The 13,744-nt window shown below is 43.9% G+C and carries 11 protein-coding genes and 7 tRNA genes; 5 read left to right on the top strand and 13 right to left on the bottom strand.

Annotation, left to right across the window (positions count from 1 at the left end):
* Positions 1 to 2: 2 nt before the first annotated feature.
* Entirely contained in the window at positions 3 to 986 is a 984-nt protein-coding gene (locus EP13_RS07000) for a hypothetical protein (protein ID WP_044056671.1), read from the top strand.
* 293 nt (positions 987 to 1,279) lie between these two features.
* Here the strand turns inward: EP13_RS07000 and EP13_RS06995 are convergent, their stop codons facing one another.
* From EP13_RS06995 to gltX, 11 genes are all read right to left on the bottom strand, one after another.
* On the bottom strand, positions 1,280 to 2,554 hold the full coding sequence (locus EP13_RS06995) for an amidohydrolase family protein (RefSeq protein WP_044056670.1): 1,275 nt from the start codon (positions 2,552 to 2,554) through the stop codon (positions 1,280 to 1,282).
* Positions 2,551 to 3,987 carry an amidohydrolase gene (locus tag EP13_RS06990; protein ID WP_044058812.1) on the bottom strand — a complete coding sequence of 479 codons (1,437 nt, stop codon included), beginning with the start codon at positions 3,985 to 3,987 and terminating at the stop codon, positions 2,551 to 2,553. The genes EP13_RS06995 and EP13_RS06990 overlap by 4 nt, the downstream gene beginning before the upstream one ends.
* Before the next feature lie 103 nt (positions 3,988 to 4,090).
* Positions 4,091 to 5,035 (bottom strand): tRNA dihydrouridine(16) synthase DusC, encoded by a 945-nt coding sequence (gene dusC / locus EP13_RS06985; protein WP_044056669.1) that lies wholly within the window; start codon positions 5,033 to 5,035, stop codon positions 4,091 to 4,093.
* A 331-nt stretch (positions 5,036 to 5,366) separates the two neighbouring features.
* On the bottom strand, positions 5,367 to 5,543 hold the full coding sequence (locus EP13_RS19065) for a DUF1289 domain-containing protein (protein WP_081869465.1): 177 nt from the start codon (positions 5,541 to 5,543) through the stop codon (positions 5,367 to 5,369).
* 3 nt (positions 5,544 to 5,546) lie between these two features.
* A complete protein-coding gene (locus EP13_RS06980; RefSeq protein ID WP_044056668.1) occupies positions 5,547 to 5,759 on the bottom strand; it encodes a hypothetical protein in 213 nt (70 codons plus the stop codon).
* Positions 5,760 to 5,818: 59 nt separating this feature from the next.
* Positions 5,819 to 6,724, bottom strand: coding sequence for a M14 family metallopeptidase (locus EP13_RS06975; protein WP_044056667.1), 906 nt, complete (start codon positions 6,722 to 6,724; stop codon positions 5,819 to 5,821).
* Positions 6,725 to 7,040: 316 nt separating this feature from the next.
* Positions 7,041 to 7,116, bottom strand: a tRNA-Glu gene (locus EP13_RS06970).
* 155 nt (positions 7,117 to 7,271) lie between these two features.
* A tRNA-Glu gene (locus EP13_RS06965) sits at positions 7,272 to 7,347 on the bottom strand.
* A 155-nt stretch (positions 7,348 to 7,502) separates the two neighbouring features.
* Positions 7,503 to 7,578 (bottom strand) — tRNA-Glu (locus EP13_RS06960).
* 144 nt (positions 7,579 to 7,722) lie between these two features.
* A tRNA-Ala gene (locus EP13_RS06955) sits at positions 7,723 to 7,798 on the bottom strand.
* An 85-nt stretch (positions 7,799 to 7,883) separates the two neighbouring features.
* Positions 7,884 to 9,293, bottom strand: coding sequence for a glutamate--tRNA ligase (gene gltX / locus EP13_RS06950; RefSeq protein ID WP_044056666.1), 1,410 nt, complete (start codon positions 9,291 to 9,293; stop codon positions 7,884 to 7,886).
* A gap of 402 nt (positions 9,294 to 9,695) precedes the next feature.
* Here gltX and EP13_RS06945 point away from each other — a divergent pair.
* The 4 genes from EP13_RS06945 (at position 9,696) to EP13_RS06930 (ending at position 11,837) form a co-directional block, all read left to right on the top strand.
* A tRNA-Val gene (locus EP13_RS06945) sits at positions 9,696 to 9,771 on the top strand.
* A gap of 40 nt (positions 9,772 to 9,811) precedes the next feature.
* A tRNA-Val gene (locus EP13_RS06940) sits at positions 9,812 to 9,887 on the top strand.
* Between the two features lie 32 nt (positions 9,888 to 9,919).
* A tRNA-Val gene (locus tag EP13_RS06935) sits at positions 9,920 to 9,995 on the top strand.
* Between the two features lie 219 nt (positions 9,996 to 10,214).
* Positions 10,215 to 11,837, top strand: a complete 1,623-nt coding sequence (locus EP13_RS06930) for a response regulator (protein ID WP_044056665.1) — start codon at positions 10,215 to 10,217, stop codon at positions 11,835 to 11,837.
* On the opposite strand, the gene EP13_RS06925 is transcribed toward EP13_RS06930, so the two are convergent.
* Positions 11,825 to 12,352, bottom strand: a complete 528-nt coding sequence (locus EP13_RS06925) for a GNAT family N-acetyltransferase (RefSeq protein ID WP_044056664.1) — start codon at positions 12,350 to 12,352, stop codon at positions 11,825 to 11,827. The genes EP13_RS06930 and EP13_RS06925 overlap by 13 nt on opposite strands.
* Positions 12,353 to 12,471: 119 nt before the next feature.
* Positions 12,472 to 13,440: a GTP 3',8-cyclase MoaA gene (moaA, locus tag EP13_RS06920; protein ID WP_044056663.1), complete on the bottom strand. Its 969-nt coding sequence runs from the start codon at positions 13,438 to 13,440 to the stop codon at positions 12,472 to 12,474.
* Between the last annotated feature and the right edge of the window lie 304 nt (positions 13,441 to 13,744).

Genomic DNA, 13,744 nt, shown 5'->3' with positions numbered 1-13,744 from the left:
ATATGCCCTTACCTCGGTATAAGCAAGTTAATGTAGACGTCACCCCATACTATCACTGCACTACTCGTTGTGTTAGGCAGTCATACTTGTGTGGTTGTGATAATGAAACTGGTAGAAACTTTGAGCATAGAAGAAAGTGGATTGAAGACCGACTTCATTTGCTTTCCAGCTCATTTTCAATAGAACTATGTGCATATGCAGTCATGCACAATCATACCCACGTTGTCCTTTTCGTTAATCGAGAACGGGTCAAAGATTGGAGTGTGAGAGAAGTATTCAATAGATGGCGAAACTTTTATAAATGCCCTCCATTGGTCCAACGCTACTTAGATGATATTGACGATCAAGCATTTAGCGAAGCAGAAGAAAAAATTTTGCTAGAGTATGCTGAAGAATATCGCCGCCGATTGTGCTCTGTCAGCTGGTTTATGCGTCTTTTAAACGAGTACATTGCACGCAAAGCGAATAAAGAAGACGACTGCAAAGGTTACTTTTGGGAACGAAGATTTAGGTCTCAGGCGCTTTTGAATGAGAAAGCGCTAATAGCAGCAATGGCATATACAGATTTAAACCCTGTTCGCGCCAATCTTGCGCCCACGCCTGAAGAATCAGACTTCACCAGCGTGAAGTACCGCATCAATGCTCGTCGAGCAAGAAAATCGCCCTTATTTTTAAAGCCTTTTTCAGGCTGCATTGATAAACGAGGTCGCTCTGCACTGCCTATCACGCTAGATAGCTATTTAAGTTTGGTTGATGAAACCGGCAGGTACGTAAGAAATGACAAGAAAGGAACAATTAGCTCCTCACTACAACCTATATTAGATAGGCTAGAGTTGGAGGCGCCGGCCTGGTTAACGATTTCTTGCCAGTTGGAAGACACGTTTTCAGGCCCGATCGGGACGCCCATTGCTATTGTAGACTTCGCTGAGCAGTGCCAGTACGGGAGAACGCCCAATGTTACCAATGCAACACGGTATTTGATGTGAGCTTGAATCACGTCGAACAGCTAAACACCTCGCTACTCTCTAAAAAGGGCTATTTTCAATAGCCCTTACACCTACTACCGTTGATCACCCTCGCTAAATCAGCTTACTTCTAGCCCTTCAATATTCTGTCTTCCAATTGCCGATCGCTTTTTTGTTGAATTCGAAATAGGAATGATGAAAAAGAGGAACAAAAAGGGACAGTCAAAACAAAGTTTGACTGTCCCTTTTTACAAACACTTACCTTAGGCTTCCTAGTTGGACAGTCATTACTGAATTAGACTGTCCAATCTGAGTTATCGATAGTAGTAGGAAGGCTTTTTAGCGTCACTTTGCATAAGAGAAAGATATCTGTCTCTTAATTTTGTTTGACGAGACTCCATGTCCACAAATTGTCCGTTGATAATCACCATTTCAGCCGCTTCCGTTACTTCTAAAGGGTCGCCACTCCAAACGACGATATCTGCACGAGCGTCCTTTGCAAGTACACCTATTTGACTGTCCAACCCGAGAATTTTAGCTGGAACCCGTGTAAGGCTAGCAAGACCTGCCTCATAAGAAAGGCCATTGGCAACTGCATTTCCTGCATGTTGCGCTGCTAACCTAATATTATGGGTATCCATACCGATAGCAACTTCAACGCCGGCTTGTTCTAATCGAGCCGCGTTTGCCAACGTTGCACCCATTTGGTCAAAACCGCCAGGTAGATTGTACTCTGGGTCAATGATGACGGGGATTTTCGCTTCTGCAAGCGCCTTTGCTTCACGCCAAGCTTCTACTCCATGAACCAACACGAGATTAATGCTTGGGTGTCGCTTCTTAAACGCAATAACCTGGCGTATGTCAGCAGCACGGTCTGCTTTCATAAACAGTGGAATATCACCGGCTATAACCTGTTTAATCACCGGTAAATCTTCACGAGAACTAAGTCCAAACCATGGCGTGGTTGATGTCACATTACTTTTGGTACTCGCCGCTTCGTTGATAACTTTTTCTAACATTACCCATAAAGAAGCGCGGGAGCCTCCTGCCACTTCTGCTCCTTGACCGCCCACGTCAACTGAAATAAAAGCTTGTGACTTTATTACAGGCTCATCACCGTCTAGAGAAATGACAGCACCCTGTCCGTTAAACAGGAAATGCCCCCCCATCATACCGGTTGCCGCAGCTGTCATGCCTTCTAATCGTGTGATCTCAAATAGTGACGAGTCTGGATTAATACCATAACTGACGTCGAGTGCCGCACCTGTTTTAGTAATAGGCGATGTTTCGATACTCGCATCTACCACGCCAGATGAAGAGGAAACCTCAACGAGCCCTAACGACGTCAACGCGCCAATGAACCCTGGGGAAATAACTTTTCCAGAAACATCCACCACCCGATATTCTGAAGGAACTTCTGTTCCCTCAATGACAGAAACAATATTTCCATCACTGACAAGAACACTGCCTTTTTCAATCACTCCCTGTTCACTCATGGTATGAATTTTAGCCCCAACTAATGCGAGTTTTTCTGCATAGGTAGAATGAATGGATAGCATCGCTAATGCTATTACAATTAAACGCTTCATTTGCTGTCTCCTTCACCTACTTGTCCAATTTCAAAATCGCTTACAGGCCAATCTTGCTGAGCGTCTAAAGCGTATGCTAAACCGCCATCAATAAACACACGTTCTGCTTTGGTATAGGTAGAAAACGGGTCCCCACTCCAGAGAACGATGTCCGCTTGCTTACCCGCTTCTAAAGAGCCTGTTTGATCAAAAATTCCTAATGATTTAGCAGGATTGGCGGCTAACCATATCCACGCTTCTTCCTTAGAGATATTTAGCCCGGCTCGTTTGCCATCAGACCACGCTTTTGCGGCTTCTTGATTCAACCTTTGTATACCCAAATCACTGTCAGAGTGAACAATGGCGCATGCTCCGGCGGCATGCACAGCTGGAATATTTTCTCGAATTCCATCGTAAGCTTCCATTTTGAACCCCCACCAATCGGCCCACATGGCTGAGCAAACTTGGTTTTCTTTTAGGGTATCAGCAATTTTGTAGGCTTCCACGGCGTGATGGAATGTTCCAATTTTATAATTGAACTCTTTCATGACATCCATCATCACTGTCATTTCGTCGGCACGATAGCAATGCATGTGTACGAGAATATCACCTTTTAATACCCCTGCGAGTGTTTCTAGCTTTAGGTCTCGTTTCGGTGGCGTGGGGGATTTCCCTGCATCGAAATCACGCTCGTAACGCTCCCACTTACGTATATAATCCTGTGCATCTGCCCATGCTTGACGATACCCAGCTACGTTCCCCATTCTGGTCATAGGGCCGCCTTTTTGACCATAAACACGTTTGGGGTTTTCGCCACAGGCCATTTTCATGCCATACGGGGCGTCTGGGAATTTCATAGATTGCATGGTTCGGTTTGGTACATTTTTTAACACAACTGAACGACCACCGACTAAGTTTGCACTACCTGGAAGAATTTGAAGCGTCGTTACCCCTCCCGCTAGCGCGCGAGTAAACCCCGGATCTTGTGGCCACACTGAATGTTCAGCCCATACTTGCGCGGTAACAGGGCTGGTCATTTCATTGCCATCAGAATGAGACTTTGTCGAAGGAGAAGGATAAACACCTAAATGGCTATGGTTGTCGATGATCCCAGGCGTTACCCACTTCCCTTCTCCATCAATCACCATCACATTATCAGGTGCAGGTAGCGACTCACCAAGTGGCGTTGTACTCAAGCCTACAATCTTCCCATCAGAAAATAGAACCGCGCCCTTATCAATTTTATTGCCTATTCCATCAAGTATGGTGACATTTGTGATTAACGTTGGTTTGCCTTCAATAGGCGTGTACGTACTCGGATATGGATTTTCATTTATAGTGACTTTATCTTTCGGCTTTTGCTCTTTGTTTTGCGCGTCATTACACCCCAACAACGCAATCGTACACATGCAAGCAGCAGCTAGAAATAGCTTACTTGGTTGGACGTTCATGATTTCCCCAGACATATTTAGTTATTTTTAATAACGCAAAATAAATTAGCGTTGAAAACGATTATGCTAAATATAGGGAAATAAACAAGTTTAGTTACTGATACAGTTACAGCGCTATACCGGCGTGCTCTGATAAAACCTTTACAATATCTTGTGATTGCGTGAGCCTGCGAATATCGTTAAATAATAATTCGGCTTCAGGATATTGCCTTTTTAGGTATCCACACCACTGCTTTAACCGGTTAGGATAGTATTTGCCTTTATCTCCAAATATTTCGTAACCGGAATACTGGATAAGCAGTGAGGCCAGATCTTTCCATGCCATGGGCGCTTCATTGTTTTTAATACACAAAGCTAAATTGGGTAATGCCAAGGCCCCTCGTCCGACCATTAAATTCGTACAATGAGATTCGTCTTGGCATCGTTTAGCATCAGAAGCACTCCATATTTCGCCGTTTGCCACGAGAGGAATAGAAGTGTGCTGCTTTATTTTTGCTATCCACTCCCAATAAGCGGGGGGCTTATACCCTTCCGTTTTGGTTCGCGCGTGGACGACAAGCTCAGAAGCACCTGCCTCTGTAATAGCCATTGCATTATCTACGGCTAAGCTCTTATCCTCGAAACCCAATCGAATTTTAGCCGACACTGGTATATGGGAAGGAACCGCATCTCGAACAGCTTTAACAATATCGTAAAGCGCTTGAGTTTCTTTAAGTAAAACCGCCCCACCCTTGCTTTTGTTTACCGTTTTAGCAGGGCACCCAAAGTTTAAATCTACACCAGGAGAGCCCAACTCTATGGCAGTTTCCGCGTTTTCAGCCAGCCACTGCGGGTGCTGCCCTAACAGTTGCACACGAACGGGAACACCCGAGGGTGTTTTTCCACCATGATGCAATTCAGGGCACAGGCGATAAAATGTTTTCTTAGGCAGTTTTTGATCCACAACCCTCACGAATTCAGTTACACATTGATCATACCCACCTACTCGGGTGAGCATATCTCGCATTAGATGATCAACTACGCCTTCCATCGGCGCTAACATAATTTTCATTGTGTGCTAATTCGCTAGTAGTAAGGTCAAAATTTCGGCGCGAGAGTGTATCAAAATGGCATGTGGGTGACCATGAATATCACGAACTTAAAAGAAAGTTTTCACGTCGCAGTGTGAGAAGCTTCGTTGTCTGCTTTATCCGCCAACCTAAAAGTGACTGTCCAACTTGCTTTGCCAACCTAAAAGTGACTGTCCAATCTGTTTTGACTGTCCAACTTGTTTTGACTGTCCAATCTGTTTCAATCTGTTTTGGGAAAGTTTAAATGAGGTAACTTGAGTGTGACGTAAGTTTATGTAGAGAGATGGGGTAAATCGCTCTCCTGTATCAAGGCTATTGATTGTCGGACTCTAACTGTGTATTTGCATGAAGGCGTGCTAACACATTGGCTTTGTCTTTTGACGAAAGCCCCGCCCAGTTAGCGATTTCTTCCATCGTTCGATGACACCCCATACACACGTTATCATCGTTTAATTTGCATTGTGCAATGCATGGAGAAGGTATATGCACCGTTTACTCACTCTTAATTTTTGCTGCCTCATTAAGTGCAACAGAGGATTTTATTGTAGTCAACGCTCGTTCGCTAAGCTCTTTATTCGACCAGAGGCATACATAGCACCCATACTTTTCATTGAGGTAACGCTCAAACGCCTCTTCGTCATTACCGTCATAACGAACTAAAGATTGTTTATTCCCATCATAAATCACAGCAGAAAATGTAAACACAAAAAGCCTCCTATTACTGGAGGCTAAATATACATCTAGACGTCTAAACGTTCAAGCGTCTATTTTATGAAGTTTAGTGAAGCACAAACCGCCGCCACTTGCGCGTCGTTACAGTTCTCAGGGGTCGCCTGCTTGCTATCTGGATAAACTTCGGTAGTGGTAACGTACATTGCGTCAGTCATACCTCCGCATAAATAAAGCGATTTCTTGTCGTAACAAATCACGCCTTCACTAACGACTTGCGCACCAATTATCTTGCCATCACTATCTGCTGGGGCGATATGTGTGACGACTTTTACAGCATCTATCACCGCTTTTTGAAAATCGAGTTGGGGGTTTGTCGTATTGGCAACGGTATAGAAACCATCTGGTATGTTCCAATTATCATGCGTCGTTCCATCGCGCGCTGCCAGCGCTGGCCTAAATTCTGAATTATCCGTATCGGTTGTTTCATGTAAATCGATATGAAGCGTAAAGGTCTGTTCTAGTGAAGCAATAAACGCCATTAATTGTGATGATTCGGACGCTGGGGAGTCTGTGTAAAAGGAACGATTAGGATCAATAGCCAAAGGATTCCATCTATTAATGGTTTCATACCCCCAAGGGCTCACACAAGGAACCACAACTAGGTTTATATCTTTTGCATAGTTCAAAAGGTTATTTCTGATAAATTTAAGCGCTCCTTGTACACCACTTGTTTCGTACCCGTGCACGCCTCCAGTAACCAGCGCTGAGGGCTTAGCGCTGTCGAAGCACTCAGGTACTATTGCGTACAAAGGATAGCGCTCTTCATCGTATGGCAGCGAACCATATTGCACCACCTTAAACCCTGTCGGGACAATCCCCATAAGTTGTTGCACCACTTCATCATGATAACTACGTTGTACAACCTGTGCTGCTAGCCATAACTCTTTTTCTTTGGTTCCCCATGGCTTTCCAGGAGTACCGATAGCGTAATTTTGCATAGAAACCTCTTAATAGTTGACTGCATGATAGCAGGCGTACACACAGATGTGTTTTTACATTGATGAATTGAAAGCACAATGGCACAAATTATATCTGCGGACGCTAAATTGGACAGTCTAATTATCACTACATTGGATTTAAACTAGCTTTTTGAAACTAGTTTTTGGACAGTCACTTTATTTGTTGGACAGTCACTTTTTTTGACTTTATTTGAAAAAGACAGAAATTGGACAGTCGAAAAGTGTAAGTGGCTCACCAATGAACTTGATGATAGCAAGACGAAAAAAAACCAGCCGAAAGGCTGGTTTTTTTATATGGCGTCCCCTAGGGGATTCGAACCCCTGTTACCGCCGTGAAAGGGCGGTGTCCTAGGCCTCTAGACGAAGGGGACAGAAACTTGACTGTGAAGCAAAACCTCACTGAACTTCTGTAAAGCTAGGTTAGTTCGTTCACACGAACCACTATCTTTACTGAAATTTCCGTCCGAAGCTAATACGTTAACTTCAGCCTATTTCACAGTATTAATCGACTGTGACGCGATAAATATGGCGTCCCCTAGGGGATTCGAACCCCTGTTACCGCCGTGAAAGGGCGGTGTCCTAGGCCTCTAGACGAAGGGGACAGAAACTTGACTGTGAAGCAAAACTTCACTGAACTTCTGTAAAGCTAGCTTAATTCGTTAACACGAATCACTCTCTTTACTGAAATTTCCGTCCGAAGCTAACACGTTAACTTCAGCCTATTTCACAGTATTAATCGACTGTGACGCGATAAATATGGCGTCCCCTAGGGGATTCGAACCCCTGTTACCGCCGTGAAAGGGCGGTGTCCTAGGCCTCTAGACGAAGGGGACTGAAAATAGTTCTTCGAACACATTGCATTCGAGGTATTTAGAAAGTTGGATTAAGCAAACAAATTAATTGCTCTTTTTCTTACTAAATTTTCAGTCAGAAGTTGTGTTAGCAACTCCAGCCTAAATTTGCTCCAATTTAAAAATTGGTGGAGCCAGGCGGGATCGAACCGCCGACCTCCTGCATGCCATGCAGGCGCTCTCCCAGCTGAGCTATGGCCCCATCATGTCTCAGTCAGTTTTGTGTGACTGTTCCGTGACAGCGGGGCGCATTCTAGGCATCCGCCCCTGTCATGTCAACGGTTTTTTTATGAATTTTCTCTGTTTGCTATAAAAGTAAGCGCTTTGTCGATTCTCTCGCCAACTTTCTCTTTTGAAAGCAAATTAAGGGTAACATCTAAAGAAGGCGAGTTACCTCCACCCGTAGCAGCTACACGTAGCGGCATGCCTACTTTTCCCATACCCACTTCAAGTTCTTCAGCGGTTGCATTTATCGCCGACTGGATACTTTCAGGGTTCCATTCTTCCAGCGCCATTAGTTTATCTTTAACGCGCTCTAACGGACCCCGTGCCACAGGTCGAAGGTGCTTTTTCGCCGCGTTCGCATCAAACGCTTCGTAATCTTGATAAAAGTAGGTAGAAATCTCTGCAAGCTCTTTTAATGTCTTCACCCTGTCCGCTTGAATAGCAATGACAGACTCAAGCGCTGGCCCTGCGGTTAAATCTACATTTAACGTTTCAAAATGCCATTTCGCATGTGCTGCCACTTCACTCGCTGGCAATGTCTTTATATAGTGCTGGTTTAGCCAAATCAGTTTTTCTGTATTAAAGGCTGATGCTGATTGCCCTATGCCATCCAAACTAAAGTGCTCAATCATCTCATCAAGCGTAAACACTTCTTGATCGCCATGTGACCAACCTAGTCGCACAAGGTAATTAAGTACGGCTTGAGGTAAAAAACCGTCATCACGATATTGCATAACACTGACAGCACCATGACGTTTCGACAGCTTTTTACCATCGTCACCCAAAATCATTGAAACGTGAGCATACTCTGGTACAGGAGCACCTAATGCTTCAAGAATATTAATTTGGCGCGGGGTATTGTTGATGTGATCTTCACCACGTACCACATGAGTAATGCCCATATCCCAATCATCAACAACCACACAGAAATTATAGGTAGGCGTGCCATCTGTACGTTGAATGATCAAGTCGTCTAGTTCAGTATTGCTGATTTCAATTTTGCCACGTACATGGTCGTTGATAACCACTTTACCGTCTAACGGGTTTTTGAAGCGAATGACAAAAGGCTGCCCTTCTGGGTGATCCGTTCTATCGCGCCATGTACCTGGGTAGCGGGGCTTCTCGCCACGCTCTTTTTGCCCTTCACGAATGGCATCTAATTCTTCTGCGCTCATGAAGCACTTGTACGCTTTACCTTCATCAAGCAATGTTTGAATGAGTTCTTTATAACGGTCGAATCGGTCCGTCTGATAAATAGGGCCTGTGTCCCACGTTAACCCTAGCCACAACATGCCATCTAAAATGGCTTGTTTTGCTTCTTCTGTAGAACGCTCTATATCTGTATCTTCTATACGCAAAACAAATTCACCACCTTTGCTTTTTGCGTAAAGCCAAGAATATAGTGCGGTACGTGCGCCGCCTACATGTAGATAGCCCGTTGGGCTTGGTGCAAATCGTGTTACAACCGACATGATCACTCTCTATCTTTAATTTAAGTCTAAGTGTGGCGCATTCTACCAGCGTAACGGTTGCGACAAAAGCCACATCATTGACTTGTTGCAACTAATTATTCCGCCACTGGCATTCTGATATCTTTGGAAAGTAACATCGCTTATGAGCCACCAGATGCTTTAACAAACACCTATATTCGGGCCATAAATTGGAGTCCTAGTTTACTGCCGCGCAAAAAGAAAAGCCCCTTATAGCTTTAACCGTTACTAAAAATGATGCTCTTTTCATCAATTTAATCAAAATGGCAACAAAATGATTATTTTTCATGCATACGGTAATTTTTCTTTAATTTTATTGTTGACACTATCGGAAGCAACTCTATAATACCGCCCCACTTGCCCAGGCAAGTAAACAAACAAGATGGACGCTTAGCTCAGTTGGGAGAGCATCGCCCTTACAAGGCGAGGGTCACTGGTTCAAGCCCAGTAGCGTCCACCACTCTTCTAGAGCGGATTCTTGTTTGACTTGAAAATTTTATGGACGCTTAGCTCAGTTGGGAGAGCATCGCCCTTACAAGGCGAGGGTCACTGGTTCAAGCCCAGTAGCGTCCACCATTTCATACAGTTTTCAAGTAGAATTCTTTTATGGACGCTTAGCTCAGTTGGGAGAGCATCGCCCTTACAAGGCGAGGGTCACTGGTTCAAGCCCAGTAGCGTCCACCATTCTTCTGTATTATTAAAATTCCTTAAAACGTTAAACGCCAATCACTGTTTCAACAACTTTGTTGCGAGCCACAGTCGTGTTCAATAAACAAATTGGACAGTCAAAATACCTTTATTCGCTCAGAACGCCTATTTAATGTCATCGTTTTTGGTAACGCTCGGCTTCTGCGACTAAACTTATTATATCGAATACGCTCTATTTTCCACTACGGAAAGGTTATGAAACCGAACATTGCGAAACGAGCACGGGTACTAGTTGCTGAAGACCAAGCTTTAGCGAAAAGCCATATGAAATATGCCCTTGATGAGCTTGGGTTTGAGCATGTGGATTATGTTGTTAAGCCTACGCAAGCACTCAATGCGTTAAGTCAGCAACATTATGACGCTGTAATTTGTGCCTACGACTTACGCGAAGATCATGGCGGTTATTGCCTGTTCGAAACCCTAAAAGCGCAGCACCTAGTTCCCCTCACCACTGGGTTTATTTTCACAAGCGCTGACACCAGCCCAGAAGCAGTACATGCCATTGTAGAACTACAGCCCGATGAGTTTCTTGCGAAACCTTTTTCAGTAAACCAGCTTGAAAAACGGCTATCAAAAGTTATTGCGCGCAAAATGGTATTGAACCCTATCTATCAGTATATGGATGAAGGTAACCTAGAGGGTGCTCTGATGGCCGTAGAAGCATTTATTTTAGAACCTAAATATGCTGAGTATTTTCCTTTAGCGCTAAAGGTAAAAGGCGATCTATTACTTTTGAGCAAGCGATATGATGAAGCAAAGTCATTTTTCCAAGGCATCATTAATGTACAAGAATTTGCCTGGGCAAAATACGGGCTCTGTAAATCCTTGGTCAACTTAAAAGAGTTTGAGGACGCCGAGCGGGCTATATTAAGCCTAGCGCTAAACTTAGAAAGCAACCTTGCCTCCTATGATTTACTTGCAGAATTAAAAATTCGAGAGGAAGCATTTGATGATGCCCTTGAGTGTATCAATATTGCTCGAGAGGTTTCGCCAAGAAACGTAAAACGGCATCAAACCGCTATGGAACTTTCTCGTATTACTCATGATTATCAAGAGCAATTTGATAGTGCGAGGAAAATTGTCCGTTACGCTAAGCAATCCATTCATGAGTGCGCAGAGCACTATTTAACTGCTGCCCGTGCGGGGGTAGATTTTGCCATGACGTCATCCCCTTCAGAGGTTTCTCATATTGTTCAGCAAACCAACGACTATTTGCGAGAATTGAAAACCGCCTACCCCAAAGAAGATGTGGCGCAACAAGTTCATGTTATTAATGCCAGAATTTGCTATTTACAAAATGACAGTGAAAAAGCCAAAACGATGATGGAATCCTTAGATTTCAGGCATTGGGAAGACAAGCCCACGGAAGCCCTTATCGATTCAGCAAAAGCCTTTCACGAAGTGGGGCTGCAAGGAAATGCCCTAAAGATACTTGAAGTATTAGAACAAAAGCTAAGTGACAGTGACGAGCCTAATCTTGTTTCATTCTATATAAAACAAGAAAAACGTGAGAAGGCGTCTATACCCTTAAGCCCCAAAAGCCTGAACAATGCCGCCGTGCTGCATTATCAACAAGGCGATTTAGCCAAGTCATTCAATACCTTTTTACAAGCCTACCAAGTGATGCCTAAAAATCCGGCCATCGCCTTAAATTTATTGCAGGCAATAACGATGCGCGCAAAGCAAGGTCAGCCACGAATAAACAAAGTGGTCAGTTTGGTTAAGCGCTGTCGCACAACGATTGAAAGTTCAGAATTAACAGAAGAGCAAACACAGCGCTATAACAATATGAAAACCGTCCTTAATCAGGTTGCGTAAACCACGACGTTTTCGTGGAACAGGTTGTCTTTATATTCTAGTTCGTGGCTAAACGTCATACCTAAATTTTTCATAACTTTGATTGACGCTTTGTTCGCTGGGTTAGCAATGGCGGAAAATTTATCGATGCCAGTTAAATATAAACTGTCTTTCACTGTTTTCGCGGCTTCTGTCGCAAAACCCTGCCCCCAACTCGAACGCTTAAAACGCCAGCCTAATTCAATATTATCTGTTTCTGGTGAGTGGGTGAAAAAGCCAAACGGACGAACTAAAATCCAGCCAATACTATCCCGAGATTCTGTGACTTCTACTCGCCATAATCCCCAACCTAGCGCTGGGTTAGAGAAAGCTTGAACCCGGGGTATAAAAATATGGCGTATATCTTCTCTGCTGGAAGGTTTACCACCATTGATGTAGCGCATAACCGCTTCGTCTTGGTCAAGCTCCCACAAGAACTCAACATCCTTTTCGGTAACGTAGTGATAAGATAACCGCGCACTATTTCCTATATGCATATACTTCCTTTTATCGCAAATTTAGCTTTTATTGTTGTTTTTGTCGGCGTGGCGAACGCCTTATAGATCGCCATTTAAGGTTAGCGCCTAACCTTTATTTTTGTTGCGTCTTTAGCCCGTTAGCCCCCTAACATAGCAAGGTGCGTGGTTGCACCTGTATTACCATCATGTAGATAATGGGTTTCGTGCTTCTGACCTAAACATTCTATGAGAAATTGCTTAAGGCCTGCCACGTCGCCATCTGCCAACAGATGGCGCATATCAATGCCATGCTCACTGAATAGACACAAATGCAGTTTGCCATTTGCTGCAACCCTAAGTCGATTACAGCTTTTACAGAAATCTTTACTGTAAGGCATGATAAGACCTATCTTTCCCGCGTAATCAGGATGAAAAAACTCTTGCGCTGGCCCGGCGTCTTTTCGTTTTACTATGGGTTGCCAACCTTGTGCTAGCAGCGTTTGCTTAATGGGCCCGCCACTTTGATGCTGCTGATTGAAAAACTGTGGAAGGTCCCCCGTCTCCATTAACTCTATGAACCTAAGGGTCACTGGCATCTCTTTTAACCATGCCAAAAAACGGTGAAGGCGAGCGTCAGAGAAGTCGTTCAGCAATACCGTATTAACTTTGACATCAAGGCCCGCATTTGCAGCTGCATCAAGCCCTGCGAGTACCTCTTTTAATTTATCTTGCCCTGTAATAGCAGCGAATTGACGAGGATCTAAGCTGTCTATGCTCACATTAACTTGATGTAAGCCAGCGTCTTTCCACTGTTTGGCATGAGCAGACATTCGTGCACCATGGGTTGTCATGGCGATACGTTCAATACCCGGAGTTTGCGCCGTTAAATGCAATACATCTAAAAAGTCACGACGAAGGGTAGGCTCTCCACCGGTAATTCGCACTTTAGACGTGCCTAACTGCGCAAAGGCAGATAATAAGGTTTGAATTTCATTTACGGATAAAAAGCTATCACTAGAAGGGCCTTGATAGCCATCAGGCAGACAATACTGACACCGGAAATTACACGCTTCCGTTATCGACAAACGTAAATAATGAAATTGTCTTCCAAAGCTATCTTCTAACAAATTTTCTCCTACACTCAGCGTTATGCGCGTCTGTTTTCATTCACGCACACCCTGTAGTGTACTTGTGCGCGCATCAGATTGAAATGATCTGCAATGTATATTTAAGAATGAATTGTTCTCTTTCTATTTTTAACTCTCCACCAGGCTTTCAAGTACGGACATGACACGCTTGTTAATTAAGGGGTTCGGGGCACTGAGCCCTCTTTACGCCTGTACATACGAAAATTATGTATATTTTAAACGCATTATCTCATTACGGCGTAACAGCTTAATGGGTTCTATCCTGTTAACATTAACGCTTCTA

The sequence above is a fragment of the Alteromonas australica genome (genome assembly GCF_000730385.1).
Classification (GTDB): domain Bacteria; phylum Pseudomonadota; class Gammaproteobacteria; order Enterobacterales; family Alteromonadaceae; genus Alteromonas; species Alteromonas australica.
The sequence above is the reverse complement of the archived record's forward strand: the minus strand, read 5'-3'. Positions and strand labels throughout refer to the sequence as shown.